The following is a 16,464-nucleotide window of genomic DNA, read 5'->3' as shown; positions in this document are numbered from 1 at the left end:
ATGCGTGTAATTGTTTATGGCAGTTTAAGGCGCAAGCAAGGGAATCATCACTGGATGACTTATGCTCAGTTGCTAGGAGAGCATAGCTTAGAAGGCTATGAGCTTTATGACCTTGGCTATTATCCAGCGGTTATTAAAGGTGAAGGTGTGATTGAATGCGAAGTTTATCGCATCAATCCGTCTATTCTGACTGAATTAGACGAATTAAAGAAAAATTCGCAAGACTATGTCCGTGAGTTAATCCCTACGCCATATGGTAATGCTTGGATTTACCTGTATCGGCATTCTGTTGAAGGCTTACGCAAAATTAAGTCTGGTGATTGGCTCAAGCGCCACGAAGAAGAAGAGTAGTTAAATGCCGGTATACGTCATCGTTGCCGGCATTTTTGTTTGTTCATATCCACAAAAAAGGTGCTCACGTTACCGTTAGCACCTTTCATTTCCCCAGAAAAGGGAATTATTTTTTAGCTGCGCGTTCGAAAGAAGAGATAATTTCAGCTTTAGCCGCTTCAGCATTATCCCAACCATCAACTTTAACCCATTTGCCTTTTTCGAGATCTTTGTAGTGTTCAAAGAAATGGGTGATCTGTGCACGTAGCAATTCAGGCAGGTCGTTTACGTCTTTAATGTGATCGTATTCTTTGCTTAGTTTAGTGTGCGGTACTGCCACTAATTTAGCATCTTCACCAGACTCATCTGTCATTTTCAGCACACCAACTGGACGGCAGCGAATAACGGAACCTGGTTGTAATGGATAAGGTGTTGGTACCAACACATCAACAGGATCACCATCTAAAGACAGCGTGTGATTGATGTAACCATAGTTACATGGATAGAACATCGCTGTAGACATAAAACGATCTACAAACAGAGCGCCAGAGTCTTTATCAACTTCATATTTGATAGGATCTGCATTAGCAGGGATTTCGATGATAACGTAGATATCTTCTGGCAGATCTTTACCTGCCGGTACATTGTTCAGGCCCATGAAAAAGTATCCTTTATGTTAAAAACTAATATGTCCATCAATATATTAGATCATATCTAAACAATCTAACCTATTTTGGTCCATAGCGTGGGGGGTATTATAGCCGTAAAGAGGGACAAAACTCACTAGTTGGTAAGCTATTCATAAAAAAAAGCTGAATAAAGAGAACAAAAAAGGCGGGATAACCCCCGCCTTAGCGTAAGAAATCAAGTTATTCAGCGTCAGGGAACTCACGCATGAATGATTCTGCTTTTTCCACCATCGATGCGGTACCGACAAAAAAGGGTACGCGTTGGTGAAGCTCACTTGGTTCGATATCTAAAATACGGTCACGACCATTGCTAGCCTTACCACCTGCTTGTTCAGCAAGGAAGGCAATTGGGTTGCATTCGTATAGTAAACGCAATTTACCATTTGGGTGGCTCGCTGTGCTTGGGTAGATATAAATACCTCCCTTGAGCAAGTTACGGTGGAAGTCCGCAACGAGTGAACCAATATAGCGCGTCGTGTATGGACGACCTGTTGCTTCGTCTTGTTCTTGGCAGTACTTAATGTATTTCTTAACCCCCATAGGGAACTTAATGTAGTTACCCTCGTTGATTGAATACATTTTGCCTTCCGCTGGATACATCACTTTTTCGTGAGACAGGCAGAATACGCCAAGTGATGGATCATAGGTAAAGGCATGAACACCACAACCAGTTGTATAAACCAACATAGTGGATGAGCCATAAACGACGTAGCCAGCAGCCACTTGGCGATGGCCTGGTTGCAAGAAGTCGGCTTCAGTCACAGGCTGACCAATTGGGGTAATACGATGGTAAATAGAGAAGATTGTTCCGACGGAAACGTTTACATCGATATTAGAAGAACCATCTAATGGATCCATTAATACGACATATTTCGCGTTTTCTGCACGATCACCTTCGAAAATGACGATTTCATCTTCTTCTTCAGAGGCAATACCGGCAACTTCCCCGCGAGCTTTCAAAGCTGCTTTTAATTTTTCATTTGCATACAGGTCAAGCTTCATCTGGACTTCACCTTGTACATTCGAAACACCACTTGTGCCTAGAATGTCGACCAGTCCAGCTTTGTTAATATCACGATGGATAATTTTAGCGCCCAGTTTAATTGCTGACAGTAGTGCGGTCAGCTCTCCTGTTGCATGAGGAAAATCTTGTTGCTTATCGACGATGAATTCGCCTAATGTTTTCATGACGAAGGTCCTGAATATAATTGACAGAGGTTTGCAGGGGGGAATTGTACCCTTGCGCGGGGAGTTTATCTATACCCTTCATACTTGCTATCGCAGCGTTATGGGCTGAGTTTTGTTACCTGAGTCACATACTTGCGTATGCCCCCTTAAAATTGTTGTTGCTTGCCGCGTGTTGTCGCTTGAATGATTTTGGGAATACTCTGCATTTTTTGTTGTGGTAAGAATTCGAATTTTTGGTCTATATAAACCTAACATTGATGGGTAGAATAATGATAAACCTCATGCTATTGGATGGAAAATAATGCACATACATATTCTGGGTATCTGCGGTACGTTTATGGGTAGTTTGGCAATACTGGCTCGTTCGCTCGGGCATAAAGTGACAGGCTCCGATGCAAACGTGTACCCTCCGATGAGTACATTGCTAGAAAAACAAGGCATTGAACTCATTCAGGGCTATGACCCTAGCCAGCTTGAACCTGCACCGGATATGGTTGTTATCGGTAATGCGATGACACGCGGTAACCCTTGTGTAGAAGCGGTATTAGAAAAAGGCCTAACTTACACATCGGGCCCTCAGTGGTTACATGACCATGTTTTACCCGAGCGCTGGGTGCTTGCCGTAGCAGGAACACACGGTAAAACAACCACAGCGGGCATGTTAACATGGATATTAGAAGATTGTGGTTATAAGCCCGGCTTTCTGATCGGCGGTGTACCTGGAAACTTTGAGGCCTCTGCTCAAATTGGAGAAAGTCCTTTCTTTGTGATTGAAGCGGATGAATACGATTGTGCATTTTTTGATAAACGCTCGAAATTCGTTCATTACAGCCCAAAAACCTTAGTGTTGAATAATCTCGAATTTGATCACGCTGATATTTTCGACAACCTTGAAGCTATCCAAAAGCAATTCCACCATCTCGTCCGCATTGTGCCGAGTAACGGCAAAATTTTTATGCCCGATAATGACTCAAATCTGAAACAGGTTATTGGAATGGGGTGCTGGAGTGAACAAGAATTTATTGGTGAACATGGAGAGTGGCAAGCTAATAAATTAAACCATGATGGAAGCCATTTTGAAGTTTTCTACCAACAAGAAAAAGTGGGCGACGTTATTTGGTCACAAGTCGGCAACCATAACATCCATAATGCGTTAATGGCGATTGCAGCCGCACATCATGTTGGTGTTCCCGCAGCAGAAGCGTGTCGAGCATTACATAAGTTTATTAACGCGCGTCGTCGTTTAGAGTTACGGGGTGTTGAATATGGCGTGAGTGTTTACGATGATTTTGCTCATCACCCAACGGCAATCTTAGCGACCTTAGAAGCGTTACGCAGTAAAGTTGGCGGTACTTCACGGATTATTGCGGTACTTGAGCCTCGCTCAAATACCATGAAGATGGGGATCAGTAAAAACGATATTGCACCATCATTAGGCCGTGCTGATGAAGTGTTTCTCTTCCAACCTGCGAATATTCCTTGGATGGTGACTGAAATCGCTGAAAATTGTGTGCAACCTGCACGTTGGAGTTCTGATATTGAAGCGTTAGCGAACATGGTGATTGAGACCGCACAGCCAGGTGATCATATTTTGGTCATGAGTAATGGTGGTTTTGGTGATATCCACGGTAAATTGCTTGCGGGACTTAAAAAGAAATCCGAAGCCGAAGGCGAAAATTAAAATAAGCCTTAATAAAAAAGGCAGCTTAACGAAAGTGTTTCATTGGTTGAGTCACTTCTGAAGCTGCTTTTTTATTGCAGATGATCATCGGGCGGTCATGAGATAAGGTCAGAATTGACGACTACAGTGACCGCATCGATGTGAAAGAAGGGGCGAGAGGCTTCCCGCCTGAGTGACAACAGTCTTAGAGTTCTTGATCAAAAAGCGCAAGGATCGCTTCATAAAGCTCTTTAGTGGTGAAATTATTCGCTGGCGTAGAAAAAATAGTATCGTCACCCGCAATGCTACCTAAAATACCCTCCGCTTTCCCCAAAGAATCCAGTAAACGTGCGATCAGCTGCGCTGCACCTGGGCTGGTTCTAATCACAACAACAGAGTGATTGTAATCAATATCAAGTACAAGGTTTTTTAGTGGGCTGGTGGCAGTAGGAACACCGGGTTCAGTAGGTAAACAGTAAACCATTTCCATTTTAGCGTTACGAGTACGAACGGCACCGAACTTAGTTAACATTCTGGAAATTTTTGATTGGTTGATATTTTCAAAGCCTTGCTCTTGCAGTGCGATCACAATTTCAGCCTGAGAGCTAAATTTTTCTTCTTTAAGTAGAGCTTTAAAAGCTTTAACCAAGTCTTCTTGTTTAGACGGTGTACGCATAATTAACCCATCCTATGACAATAAATTAAGTTGTATTATCCGTAAATGTGAATTTTTATGCAACAAAATTGCGTTATGATGGTTTCGTGTACAGGAACGATCTGCCTTTATGAATCGAGCACTCAATGCGGAGATGGTTTTAGCGTGAAACACTCAATTCGCACAGAAAAAAATGCGCTAATGTATTATTTGTAACAAATCCGTAAAAACTATTTATTATGTAAAGGTCAATAGTGATAAAAACTATTTGTTAAAAAAGTGCCCCTTATCTCATTAACAGATAAGGATTTTGTTTAGAATAGATAAAATGAGTACGTAAGCGTATTAACTTTAATATGCTTCAACATCTGTTAATGAATTGTTTTTTATCAGTAATGTGTTTAATGCATAACAAGATGAATCCATATACTTTTTAAAGTACAAATAAAGGAGTTTCAGAATGAAAGTTGCAGTTCTAGGCGCAGCAGGTGGTATTGGTCAAGCTCTGGCCCTTCTTCTTAAAAACCAGCTTCCAGCAGGTTCAGAACTCTCTCTATACGATATCGCACCAGTAACTCCGGGTGTTGCTGCAGACCTTAGCCATATCCCAACTGATGTGAAAGTGGTTGGTTTTTCAGGTGAAGATGCGACCCCTGCACTGAAAGGTGCCGATGTTGTACTGATCTCAGCTGGTGTTGCTCGTAAACCAGGTATGGATCGTTCAGACCTGTTTAATGTTAACGCTGGTATTATTCGTAATTTGACTCAACAAATTGCGACAACCTGTCCAAAAGCCTTGATCGGTATCATTACTAACCCTGTTAACACGACAGTGGCTATTGCTGCTGAAGTACTGAAAAAAGCAGGTGTGTATGATAAAAACCGTCTGTTTGGTGTGACAACGCTGGATATTATCCGTTCGAATACTTTCGTTGCAGAACTGAAAGGTAAGAAACCTCATGAAATCGAAGTGCCTGTCATTGGTGGTCACTCAGGCGTCACGATCCTACCTTTATTATCTCAAGTTCCAGGTGTTGAGTTCACCGAAGAGGAAATTGCTGCACTGACTAAGCGTATTCAAAACGCAGGTACTGAAGTTGTTGAAGCAAAAGCAGGTGGTGGATCTGCAACCCTGTCTATGGGTCAAGCAGCTGCACGTCTCGGCCTCTCTCTGATCCGCGGTCTGCAAGGTGAACCTAATGTGATCGAGTGTGTTTATACTGAAGGCGAAGGTGAACATGCCCGTTTCTTTGCTCAACCCGTTCGTTTAGGCAAAAACGGGATTGAAGAGCACATCTCTTACGGTAAATTAAGTGATTTTGAACAAAAAGCACTGAAAGATATGCTAGATGTACTGAAAAAAGATATCGAACTAGGCGAAAAATTCATTAACGGCTAATTGTCGCTCAGTTTTTTACTGAATTTTAAGAAAACCGCTGCTCCTAACGAATTGGGTCAGCGGTTTTTTTTATTGGTTTTTAGCGTGATGTTGATACTTTTTCTCTTATCTTTCTTTCTAATAATTCACCTGTAATGGGATTAAAATAGCGGCTTGGCCATATTTCTGATGGGTGGATTTCAAGAAAATTTGCAATAATCCATTCTCCTTTTGGCCAAGGGCGAGATAAAGCGTTCGCCAGTGTGGAAGAGCTTAAACCCGCATGTCGAGATATTGCTGCTAGAGTTGTTCCGCGTTTACGTAATGCGGCAATTATATCTGCTGGATGCCAATCCGATTTCCGTAAGATCATTTTTTAGTCCTTTTTTTACTCAGAATCATGTAGAGTTAGTAGTACATCTAACAGGACTTTGTGATACATTCACTGCAATCGTCCTGTTATTGGAAATAAAATAACAGAAATTTCCCAAAAATATTTCTAATTTTTTCTAAAAATTCAGTTTTATGAAAGGGATTCTATTTTTGTGAAATATTAGAAAGCGTTAGCAAATATATTTGTGGGTACATCTAACATATTGAAAATAAAAACTAACTACTTATAGTTATCTGAGGGAAATGGCATATTAATGATTATAGTTATAACTACTAATAATATATAAATATTATTCAGCAAAAAAAGAGAATTGTATGCTGATTTCAACTCAATTTGTTGTTATTAAAAGAAATTAAAATACACTTTACATGTATAACTCATATATTAATTAATAATAAGTTTTAATAAAAACAAATGAGAATAAGGTTATTGAGAAAATAAGCACATTTTTCAGCAATTATTATTGAATTGTAAATAATGACCAGGAGGGTCAAGTATGCAAAAAGAGTGGTTAACAGCGAAAGAGTTAGTTGGTTTAAAGGGACTGCCAATGACAACTCAGGGGATAAATGCGATGGCTCGTCGGGAAAACTGGCTATGCCGCAAACGGCGAGGTATTCAAGGAAAGGCGTTGGAATATCATATTCATAGTTTACCTGAAGGTTTATTTGATTCCTTTTCTGTTTATGAGACGCCTGCATTATATCAAGTAAAACATAATGATAATGCATTTATTTGGCAGGAAATATATTACCAGCTTTCACCGGAAGAGCGCAGCGCCATTTTGGCATTTATTATGCGCGAAGGGGTAATAGCATTAGTGGATTTAATAAATAAAAAATGACCTACCTTAAAAAGAGGTCTGATGTAATTAATTAATGAAGAATACTTATATTTAAGCTCAATTAATTCTTTGTTAACAAGGTAGAGATATAGTTCTAGATATAGCCTCAACGGCAGATTTCATCATATAAATTCGAAAGAGATAATATGAAAAAAATGTGGTTCACTGCGAAAGAATTAGCAGGTTTAGAAGGCTTACCAACTTCCCCCCAAGGCGTTAATTTAATGGCGAGAAGGGAAGGATGGAAAAATCGTCGTAAGCGTGGTGTTCAAGGTAAAGCTGTAGAATATCATTTAGATAGCTTGCCTGGAGAAATACAGGGTCAACTGAGTCTTGCGGAACCTTCTGTGGGGTATCAAAGCCAAAGGATGGATGCTTTACAAATATGGACGGGCGCGTATTACCAACTGACAGAGGCTGAGCGCAATAAAATCGTTAAATATATTTTGCGCTATGGTTTATCATCATTGCTCGCTCGAATAGAACAAGAAGAAAAAGGGGAAGAATAATTTCATCCCCTAATGGCATAGAGAACTATGAATGACGTGAAATCGCGACGTTAGCAAGACCAATAAGCGCTTCTTTGTATATTGAATCATCGAGAACACTTAAGGCATCAATGGCTTTTTGCGACTCTTCCTGTGCGCGGGTATAAGTATACTCGAGCGAGCCACAACGTTTCATGGTAGCGAGTACTGTCTCTAGCAGATGACGACCATTACCTTGCTCGATCGCTTGGCGGATCAATTTAGCTTCTTCTTCAGTGCCATGATTCATTGCATGCAGAAGAGGAAGCGTTGGTTTCCCTTCATCAAGATCATCACCCGTATTTTTACCGAGTTGCGTATTATCGGCATCATAATCTAACAGATCATCAATCAATTGAAAGGCTGTACCTAAATAACGGCCATAGTCCTGTAAGGCTTTCTCTTGCTCGGGAGTTGCAGAGGCTAAAATCGCCGAAGCATGTGCAGCAGCTTCAAATAAGCGGGCTGTTTTACTGTAGATCACTTGCATATAGTTTTCTTCAGTAATGTTCGGATCGTTACAGTTCATTAGCTGTAAAACTTCACCTTCTGCGATGACGTTTGTGGCTTCTGACATCAACTTCAATACGCGCATAGAGTCAAGATCCGTCATCATCTGGAAGGATCGAGTATAAATAAAGTCTCCTACCAGTACGCTTGCCGCATTGCCGAAAACAGCATTGGCAGTTTGTTTGCCACGGCGCATATCCGATTCGTCGACCACATCATCATGTAATAAAGTGGCTGTATGGATAAACTCGATCAGGGCAGCAACTTGAATATGTTTATGCCCGGAATAGCCAAGAGATCGTCCTGCCAGCACTGCGATCATTGGACGGATCCTTTTCCCACCACCGCTAACAATGTAATAACCAAGCTGGTTAATGAGCGCAACGTCTGAATTCAATTGACTGAGGATTGCCTCGTTAACCGCTGACATATCCTCTGTAGTTAGTTCAACAATAGATTCTAAATTCATCGTAATTTATTCATATTATAAGATTTTAGCCGTCACCTGTTGCTAAAAAAAGGTGCCGCCAATAAAACAGTTATCCTGTAAGCATAACATTAATATTTCTAAGATAATTAGTTGTAATGCAAAAAATGTTTAAATAAGTAACAATTCGAGTTATTCATCATAATTTAGCGGCTAACCTGTGCATGGAATAAATAAAGTCGGTTTTTTTGTGATCTAACTGCATTATTGGCTTGTGTTCTGACGCTTTTTTGCGTAGAATTCGCGCCCTATTGTGAATATTTTATAGCGTACTCTGGAATTAAATTATTTAGCGAGTACGCGGAAAGCGGAGTTAATATGTACGCGGTTTTCCAAAGTGGTGGTAAACAACACCGAGTTAGCGAAGGTCAAACTGTCCGCCTAGAAAAGCTGGACATCGCAACAGGTGAAACTGTTGAATTTGATCACGTTCTGATGGTTGCTAATGGCGACGATATCAAAATTGGCGCTCCTGTCGTTGAAGGCGTAAAAGTGAAAGCGGAAGTGGTTGCACACGGTCGTGGCGATAAAGTTAAGATCGTCAAATTCCGTCGTCGTAAACACAGCCGTAAACAACAGGGTCACCGTCAGTGGTTCACTGATGTTAAGATCACTGGCATCGCTTAAGATTTAGGAGAGCAGATTAATGGCACACAAAAAGGCTGGCGGCTCGACTCGTAACGGTCGCGATTCAGAAGCAAAACGTCTGGGTGTAAAACGTTTCGGTGGCGAAGCTGTATTAGCAGGTAGCATCATCGTTCGTCAACGTGGTACTAAGTTCCACGCAGGTAACAACGTAGGTTGTGGCCGTGACCACACTCTGTACGCTTTAGCGGACGGAAAAGTTAAATTTGAAGTTAAAGGTCCTCAAAATCGTAAATTTATCAGCATCGAAGCTGAATAAGTTTTCTGACTTTTAATTCGAATTAAAGCCCTGCAAAAACTTTTTGCGGGGCTTTTTATATTCAAAATACGCCATCTCTGGGTAACGCGGCCATCCAGCACTATAATGGCTATCATACGGAGAAAGAATTATGAAATTTGTAGATGAAGCCAAGATTTTGGTTGTGGCGGGAGATGGCGGCAATGGTTGTGTCAGCTTCCGTCGTGAAAAATATATTCCAAAAGGTGGACCTGACGGCGGTGACGGCGGTGACGGCGGTGACGTTTACCTGCAAGCAGATGAGAACCTCAATACACTCATCGATTATCGCTTTGAAAAATCTTTCCGCGCTGAGCGTGGGCAAAATGGACAAAGCCGTGACTGTACCGGTAAGCGTGGTCAAGATATCACGATTAAAGTCCCTGTAGGAACGCGTATACGCGATCTTGGTACCGGTGAGGTACTGGGTGATATGACGCGCCATGAACAGCGTCAAATGGTTGCTAAGGGCGGTTTTCATGGCCTAGGTAACACCCGTTTTAAATCTTCAGTTAACCGTGCACCACGTCAACGCACGATGGGTACTCCAGGTGAAACGCGTGAACTGATGTTAGAATTAATGCTCTTGGCAGATGTCGGTATGTTAGGGATGCCGAATGCAGGTAAGTCTACCTTTATTCGCTCTGTATCAGCTGCAAAGCCAAAAGTTGCAGATTATCCATTCACCACCTTAGTGCCAAGTCTCGGTGTCGTACGGATGGATAACGAAAAAAGCTTTGTGGTTGCAGATATTCCTGGATTGATCGAGGGGGCAGCTGAAGGCGCAGGTCTAGGGATCCGTTTCCTTAAGCACCTAGAGCGTTGTCGTGTTTTATTGCATTTAATCGACATTTGCCCAATTGATGAATCTGATCCAGTAGAAAATGCGAAGATCATTATTAGCGAACTCGAAAAATACAGTGAAAAACTCGCTGAAAAACCACGCTGGTTGGTCTTTAACAAAGTCGACATTCTTGGCCCTGAAGAGTCTGCTAAGCGTGCGGCTGAAATTGCCAAAGCCATGGGCTGGGAAGACAAATACTACATGATCTCTGCGGTGAATCATGAAGGCGTAAAAGCCCTGTGCTGGGATATCATGGAGTTTATGGAAACTCAACCACGTGATATGGCCGTCACTGAAGATGAAAAACAACCTGAAAAAGTTGAATTTATGTGGGATGACTACCACAAAGAGCAACTAGAGGGTGCCGAAGATCTGGATGATTGGGATGACGATTGGGATGAAGATGATGACGAAGGTGTCGAAATCATCTATCAAAAATAAGTCAATCGACTGATATGAAAAAGGCGCGGATGCTTATTACCGCGCCTTTTTATTTGTCTTGATCATGTTAGGTGATCAATTTTTTTGGAAAAGATCTTTATAGAGTCTGCTTTCAAAACGCACCAAAGGAACACGTCGACTACGTTGTTGATTCTGTGGTACTGCATAGGCAGAAATAAATTGTACAAAGGCGACTCGTTGACCACTGGCAGTAGTTATAAAGCCAGCAAGGTTATAGACTCCTTGTAACGCACCTGTTTTTGCTGAAACTTTGCCATTGACGCCCGCTTCATCTAACCCACCACGATAGCGTAACGTGCCATCGTGTCCTGCAAGAGGCAGCATCGAAATAAAATCAAGTTGCTGATCATTTTTGGCAATAAACTGTAAAATTTCCATCATAGTTGCAGGCGTAATTAGGTTATGGCGTGATAAGCCTGAGCCATCGACCATCACGGTGTTTCCTAAATCAATGCCTGCCTTCTGCTTTAAAATCTGTCTAACCGCATCGGAGCCGGAGCGCCATGTTCCGGGGACACCATAATAGTCACGCCCGATAGTACGAAATACGGTATCAGCAATCATGTTGTCAGATTTTTTCAGCATGACTTTGAGCAGATCATGCAGTGGCTGTGATTCCGTTTTGACTAAAACCTGTGATGGCGCTGTTGGTAGCGTACGTTTTTTCACATGACCGGTTAATTCAATGTCTGCATTTTGTAGTTCATTTTTAACAATAGCGCCAGAATAGCTAGCCCCATTTTGTACAGCAAACGCGAGTGGTAGAGGTTCACTGCGTTGAGCTAGGCACCCTGTTAAGGTATAACGATTTAACTCGCCCGGCACGACGTCAAGTTCACAATAGCGACCTTCAGGAGCGCCTGGGGCTAATGTTTTGACTTCACTAAACATATTAACGGGGTAGAAACTCGCAGCCTTGATATAGGCCATATCACCCGCTTTCTGGGCGGGGTAAAGTGAGACCGAAAAACAGTTTCTATCGATAATAGCCGCAGCAGGGGGCGCACTGAAGCATTGTGTCATATCGTTCCACACCCAGCCTGGCGCTTTATCATGGCTGGTAAATGCCGAAATATCGACAATGAGATCCCCCTCTATTTTGTGGATCCCCAACTGCCTTAATGCATTCACCATATTGCGAATCTGCTGGCGAGTGAGCGTTGGATCGCCACTAAAGCGGATAACAAGATCGCCCGTTAATGTATTACCACTTAATTTGGCGTCCGTTTCAAAGTTGGTCACAAAACGGTAATCAGGGCCAAGCTGTAAAAGTGCAGCGAGTGCAGTAACGACTTTTTGAGTACTAGCAGGCAGTGCCATTTGCTGTGCGTTGTAATCAATAATAGGCGTATCGCTACCGACTTTTTGCGCAACCAGAGCGAGGTTAGTACCATCGGGTAAATATTGTTTATAATCATCAATCGGAATAGCAACTGCTTGTCCTGTCGCCAAAACAAGTCCTAAAGTGATGATCCATTTTCTGGTGAGTGTTAATAACGGCATAAATTTCACGCATTAGGGTAGACATACTGTACATACTAAAGTGTAATGCCTGAAAAAGTAAACGATGACCCGCTATTAACTCTACGTTAGAATGGCAAGCATTGTGATAAGATAAGTGTGTGAATGGTTACTAAAGAGTCATTCACGGCCTGTGTATTGTTCGAACGCCCCCTTTTTTCTTACGGGGGGTAGTGTGCTGTTGTTACAAAAATCAGGAAGATACTTATTTTTAGATAGGATTGAAACAGAGGTATTTATCAATGAAACAGATTCCAATGACGGTATTGGGTGCAGATAAATTACGAGAAGAGCTCGATCATCTTAAATCTGTCCGCCGCCCGGAAATTATTGCAGCAATTGCCGAAGCTCGTGAACACGGTGACTTGAAAGAAAACGCAGAATATCATGCTGCGCGCGAACAACAGGGTTTCTGTGAAGGTCGAATTCAAGAAATCGAATCAAAGCTTTCCCATGCTCAGGTGATTGATGTCACTAAAATGGCAAATAATGGTCGTGTGATCTTTGGTGCAACAGTAACTGTTCTGAATGTTGATACAGATGAAGAACTGACTTACCGTATTGTGGGTGATGATGAAGCAGATATTAAAATTAATCTAATCTCTGTCAATTCACCGATTGCACGCGGGTTGATAGGTAAAGAACTCGATGATGTGGTTGTGATTAAAACCCCAGGCGGTGATGTTGAGTTCGAAATTCTTAAAGTTGAGTATATCTGATTCCTATTTCACTGAATTGGTTATATTATTTTACTGTATTAGCGAAAAAGGCCGCTAGCGGCCTTTTTCTTCATATAAAAGCTGCCTTCAATGGCATTTTTATATAAATTAAGGGTGATTATTTAGGTAAAATAATTTTGCGCTCAGCCGATGGACGGTAGAGAACAAGTATCTTGCCTATAATTTGTACATTAGCAGCACCCGTTTCGCGAACGATTGCCGCCGCGATCAAATTTTTAGTTTCGCGATCTTCGCCTGCGATTTTGACTTTGATAAGCTCATGATGAGCTAATGAAAGTTCAATCTCTGCTAATACGCCTTCAGTTAATCCATTGTTGCCAATCATAACAACTGGGTTTAAGTGATGAGCAAGGCTTTTCAGGTGCTGGATTTGTTTTTTGTTAAGATTCATCGATTTTTTACTTCGTTAGTATTGAAAATGGCTTATTCTACCGCCATCTGATATCTATCACCATCAATTAATCTCTGTCGGATGGTAAAGAAGTAACAATGAATACCCAAAATAATTCGTGTTACATGTCTGTGAAGTGATGAATAGTCATGTAGTTTGAAAAATAGTGGGGATAGATGTGTTCTATTAGTATAGTTGGAAAATGCAATGGCCAATAAAAAACGTTCGGCAAGCTCAAGTCGCTGGTTGCAAGAACATTTTAGTGATAAATATGTTCAGCAAGCACAAAAGAAAGGGCTTCGCTCACGTGCATGGTTTAAACTGGATGAAATCCAGCAAGGTGATAAAATTTTTAAACCAGGCATGACCGTTGTTGATTTGGGGGCAGCACCCGGAGGTTGGTCACAGTATGTTGTCAGCCAAATAGGCAATAATGGCCGGGTGATTGCTTGTGATATTTTACCTATGGACCCGATTGTCGGCGTTGATTTCCTTCAAGGGGATTTTCGTGAAGAAGCAGTGTTGGCAGCATTGTTAGAGCGGGTTGGTGATAAAAAAGTCCAGGTAGTCATGTCTGACATGGCTCCCAATATGAGTGGGACTCCCGCGGTCGATATACCTCGATCGATGTATCTGGTTGAGTTAGCATTGGATATGTGCCGTGCTGTGCTGGCACCTGGGGGAAGTTTTATTGTTAAAGTGTTTCAGGGAGAAGGCTTTGACGAGTACCTCAGGGATATCCGCTCCCTATTTACGAAGGTAAAAGTTCGTAAACCCGAATCTTCGCGGGCACGATCGCGTGAAGTATACATTGTAGCGACAGGGCTAAAACTGTAGTACCCTGAACGTTATTTGTTAACACAGTTGTAATATGAGGTTAATCCCTTGAGTGACATGGCGAAAAACCTGATTCTCTGGTTAGTCATCGCAGTTGTTCTGATGTCCTTGTTCCAGAGTTTTGGCCCAAGCGATTCGAATAATCGCAGAGTTGATTATTCTACGTTTATCAATGAGTTAGCCCAGGATCAGGTACGTGAAGTTCGTATCACAGGTCGTGAATTAAACGTCAGAAAAGCTGATAATAGCCGCTATACAACTTATCTTCCTATGCAGGACGAGAAGCTGTTAGACACGCTACTAAATAAGCACGTAACTGTCGTTGGTGAGCCACCAGAAGAACCTAGCTTTCTGCAAACTATCTTTATTTCCTGGTTCCCAATGCTTCTGCTAATCGGTGTCTGGATCTTCTTTATGCGCCAAATGCAAGGTGGTGGCGGTAAGGGAGCGATGTCATTCGGTAAAAGCAAAGCTAGAATGCTGACGGAAGATCAAATCAAAACAACTTTTGCGGATGTTGCAGGTTGTGATGAAGCAAAAGAAGAAGTCGGTGAAATCGTTGATTTCCTCCGTGAACCTGCTCGTTTCCAAAAGCTGGGTGGTAAAATTCCTAAAGGCGTTTTGATGGTAGGCCCTCCAGGTACGGGTAAGACGTTGCTTGCTAAAGCCATTGCTGGTGAAGCAAAAGTCCCCTTCTTTACCATCTCAGGCTCTGATTTCGTTGAAATGTTTGTGGGTGTTGGTGCATCTCGTGTTCGTGATATGTTTGAACAAGCGAAAAAAGCCGCGCCTTGTATTATTTTCATCGATGAAATCGATGCTGTAGGTCGTCAACGTGGTGCCGGTTTAGGTGGTGGTCACGATGAGCGTGAACAGACATTGAACCAAATGTTGGTTGAAATGGATGGTTTCGAAGGCAATGAAGGGATTATCGTTATTGCTGCGACCAACCGTGCTGATGTTCTTGACCCTGCATTATTGCGTCCAGGCCGTTTCGACCGTCAGGTTGTTGTTGGACTACCGGATGTTCGTGGTCGTGAACAAATTTTAAAAGTTCATATTCGTCGTGTTCCTATCGACCCAAGTGTTGATACCTTTATCTTAGCTCGTGCGACACCGGGTTTCTCGGGTGCTGAGTTAGCAAACTTAGTTAACGAAGCCGCTTTATTCGCCGCTCGTGCAAATAAACGTGTTGTTTCGATGGTTGAGTTTGAAAAAGCGCGTGACAAAATTTGGATGGGTGCTGAGCGTCGTTCTCTGATGATGACGGAAGAACAAAAAGAATCAACCGCCTATCATGAAGGTGGGCATATGATTGTTGGTCACTTAATGCCTGAACATGACCCTGTTCATAAGGTGACTATTGTTCCTCGTGGACAAGCGCTCGGTGTGGCCTTCTTCTTACCTGAAGGGGATGAAGTCAGCCGTAGCCGCCTAAAACTGGAAGGGATGATTGCAACGGCATATGCGGGTCGTATCGCAGAAGAGTTGATTTATGGTCGTGAAAAAGTCACAACCGGTGCGTCATCTGATATTCAGTTTGCGACAAACTTAGCACGTAACATGGTCACACAATGGGGCTTCTCAGATCGTTTAGGTCCAATGCAGTATTCTAAAGAGGAAGGTCCAGCGTTCTTAGGTCGTTCTTCTGGTAATGGTTCTGGCATTTCTGATGAAACCGCTCGCATTGTCGATGAAGAAATTAAAATTATCTTAGACCACTGTTATCAGTTGGCTTATAAAACGTTAACAGACAATATTGATATTTTGCATGCAACTAAAGATGCATTGTTGAAATATGAAACTATCGATATGCCTCAGATTGATGATCTGATGAATCGACGTCCAGTGCGTGAGCCAGCAGGTTGGGATGAAGATAAAAAGGTAAGTAACGTAACGGGTTCCTTTGGTACTGGTGCAAGCGCATCAAAGCCTGAAATCAATACGGAAAAACCTCAACAATCTGAAGAACCAAAAGACAGTGAAGGTGGATCGCATTCACCAGATAATACAAACGATAACAAACCTCAGTAAGCTATCGTGAAGTCTATATAGAAAAACCCCAGGTCTCTGGGGTTTTTTACG

18 protein-coding genes are annotated in these 16,464 nt (G+C 42.1%); 11 read left to right on the top strand and 7 right to left on the bottom strand.

The window, feature by feature from the left end; translation table 11 throughout:
* Nucleotides 1-351, top strand: coding sequence for a gamma-glutamylcyclotransferase family protein (locus tag ACWPW6_RS16950; protein WP_154624531.1), 351 nt, complete (start codon nucleotides 1-3; stop codon nucleotides 349-351).
* Between the two features lie 106 nt (nucleotides 352-457).
* Here the strand turns inward: ACWPW6_RS16950 and ppa are convergent, their stop codons facing one another.
* Entirely contained in the window at nucleotides 458-988 is a 531-nt protein-coding gene (gene ppa / locus ACWPW6_RS16945) for an inorganic diphosphatase (RefSeq protein WP_154624532.1), read from the bottom strand.
* A 211-nt stretch (nucleotides 989-1,199) separates the two neighbouring features.
* Complete coding sequence (gene fbp / locus ACWPW6_RS16940; RefSeq protein ID WP_154624533.1) at nucleotides 1,200-2,207, bottom strand: class 1 fructose-bisphosphatase; 1,008 nt, start codon at nucleotides 2,205-2,207, stop codon at nucleotides 1,200-1,202.
* 301 nt (nucleotides 2,208-2,508) lie between these two features.
* Between fbp and mpl the strand changes: the two genes are divergently transcribed.
* Complete coding sequence (gene mpl / locus ACWPW6_RS16935; protein ID WP_249999446.1) at nucleotides 2,509-3,888, top strand: UDP-N-acetylmuramate:L-alanyl-gamma-D-glutamyl-meso-diaminopimelate ligase; 1,380 nt, start codon at nucleotides 2,509-2,511, stop codon at nucleotides 3,886-3,888.
* A 184-nt stretch (nucleotides 3,889-4,072) separates the two neighbouring features.
* Here the strand turns inward: mpl and argR are convergent, their stop codons facing one another.
* Nucleotides 4,073-4,543 carry a transcriptional regulator ArgR gene (gene argR / locus ACWPW6_RS16930; protein WP_154624535.1) on the bottom strand — a complete coding sequence of 157 codons (471 nt, stop codon included), beginning with the start codon at nucleotides 4,541-4,543 and terminating at the stop codon, nucleotides 4,073-4,075.
* Nucleotides 4,544-4,982: 439 nt separating this feature from the next.
* Between argR and mdh the strand changes: the two genes are divergently transcribed.
* Nucleotides 4,983-5,921 carry a malate dehydrogenase gene (gene mdh / locus ACWPW6_RS16925; protein WP_154624536.1) on the top strand — a complete coding sequence of 313 codons (939 nt, stop codon included), beginning with the start codon at nucleotides 4,983-4,985 and terminating at the stop codon, nucleotides 5,919-5,921.
* A 79-nt stretch (nucleotides 5,922-6,000) separates the two neighbouring features.
* On the opposite strand, the gene ACWPW6_RS16920 is transcribed toward mdh, so the two are convergent.
* A complete protein-coding gene (locus ACWPW6_RS16920) occupies nucleotides 6,001-6,273 on the bottom strand; it encodes a helix-turn-helix domain-containing protein (protein WP_154624537.1) in 273 nt (90 codons plus the stop codon).
* A 517-nt stretch (nucleotides 6,274-6,790) separates the two neighbouring features.
* On the opposite strand from ACWPW6_RS16920, the gene ACWPW6_RS16915 reads away from it, so the two are divergent.
* On the top strand, nucleotides 6,791-7,138 hold the full coding sequence (locus ACWPW6_RS16915) for a DNA-binding protein (RefSeq protein ID WP_154622861.1): 348 nt from the start codon (nucleotides 6,791-6,793) through the stop codon (nucleotides 7,136-7,138).
* A gap of 146 nt (nucleotides 7,139-7,284) precedes the next feature.
* Complete coding sequence (locus ACWPW6_RS16910) at nucleotides 7,285-7,647, top strand: DNA-binding protein (protein WP_154622860.1); 363 nt, start codon at nucleotides 7,285-7,287, stop codon at nucleotides 7,645-7,647.
* Nucleotides 7,648-7,672: 25 nt separating this feature from the next.
* Here the strand turns inward: ACWPW6_RS16910 and ispB are convergent, their stop codons facing one another.
* Nucleotides 7,673-8,644 (bottom strand): octaprenyl diphosphate synthase, encoded by a 972-nt coding sequence (ispB, locus tag ACWPW6_RS16905; RefSeq protein ID WP_154622859.1) that lies wholly within the window; start codon nucleotides 8,642-8,644, stop codon nucleotides 7,673-7,675.
* A 336-nt stretch (nucleotides 8,645-8,980) separates the two neighbouring features.
* Here ispB and rplU point away from each other — a divergent pair, with 336 nt between their 5' ends.
* From rplU to cgtA, 3 genes are all read left to right on the top strand, one after another.
* A complete protein-coding gene (rplU, locus tag ACWPW6_RS16900; protein WP_004915752.1) occupies nucleotides 8,981-9,289 on the top strand; it encodes a 50S ribosomal protein L21 in 309 nt (102 codons plus the stop codon).
* Nucleotides 9,290-9,308: 19 nt separating this feature from the next.
* Nucleotides 9,309-9,566: a 50S ribosomal protein L27 gene (gene rpmA / locus ACWPW6_RS16895; RefSeq protein ID WP_004915755.1), complete on the top strand. Its 258-nt coding sequence runs from the start codon at nucleotides 9,309-9,311 to the stop codon at nucleotides 9,564-9,566.
* Between the two features lie 130 nt (nucleotides 9,567-9,696).
* Nucleotides 9,697-10,869 (top strand): Obg family GTPase CgtA, encoded by a 1,173-nt coding sequence (gene cgtA, locus ACWPW6_RS16890; RefSeq protein WP_154622858.1) that lies wholly within the window; start codon nucleotides 9,697-9,699, stop codon nucleotides 10,867-10,869.
* 75 nt (nucleotides 10,870-10,944) lie between these two features.
* Here cgtA and dacB read toward each other — a convergent pair whose 3' ends face one another.
* Entirely contained in the window at nucleotides 10,945-12,393 is a 1,449-nt protein-coding gene (gene dacB / locus ACWPW6_RS16885) for a serine-type D-Ala-D-Ala carboxypeptidase (RefSeq protein WP_154622857.1), read from the bottom strand.
* A 260-nt stretch (nucleotides 12,394-12,653) separates the two neighbouring features.
* On the opposite strand from dacB, the gene greA reads away from it, so the two are divergent.
* Complete coding sequence (greA, locus tag ACWPW6_RS16880) at nucleotides 12,654-13,130, top strand: transcription elongation factor GreA (protein WP_154622856.1); 477 nt, start codon at nucleotides 12,654-12,656, stop codon at nucleotides 13,128-13,130.
* Nucleotides 13,131-13,248: 118 nt separating this feature from the next.
* On the opposite strand, the gene yhbY is transcribed toward greA, so the two are convergent.
* Nucleotides 13,249-13,542, bottom strand: a complete 294-nt coding sequence (gene yhbY / locus ACWPW6_RS16875) for a ribosome assembly RNA-binding protein YhbY (protein ID WP_154622855.1) — start codon at nucleotides 13,540-13,542, stop codon at nucleotides 13,249-13,251.
* Nucleotides 13,543-13,749: 207 nt separating this feature from the next.
* Between yhbY and rlmE the strand changes: the two genes are divergently transcribed.
* Both rlmE and ftsH read left to right on the top strand, forming a co-directional pair.
* A complete protein-coding gene (gene rlmE / locus ACWPW6_RS16870) occupies nucleotides 13,750-14,379 on the top strand; it encodes a 23S rRNA (uridine(2552)-2'-O)-methyltransferase RlmE (protein WP_154622854.1) in 630 nt (209 codons plus the stop codon).
* A 57-nt stretch (nucleotides 14,380-14,436) separates the two neighbouring features.
* On the top strand, nucleotides 14,437-16,413 hold the full coding sequence (ftsH, locus tag ACWPW6_RS16865) for an ATP-dependent zinc metalloprotease FtsH (protein ID WP_154622853.1): 1,977 nt from the start codon (nucleotides 14,437-14,439) through the stop codon (nucleotides 16,411-16,413).
* Nucleotides 16,414-16,464: the final 51 nt, after the last annotated feature.

This window comes from Providencia sp. Marseille-Q8014 (assembly GCF_965112055.1).
Note: the sequence above shows the minus strand (reverse complement) of the source record. Positions and strands in the feature narration are given on the sequence as shown.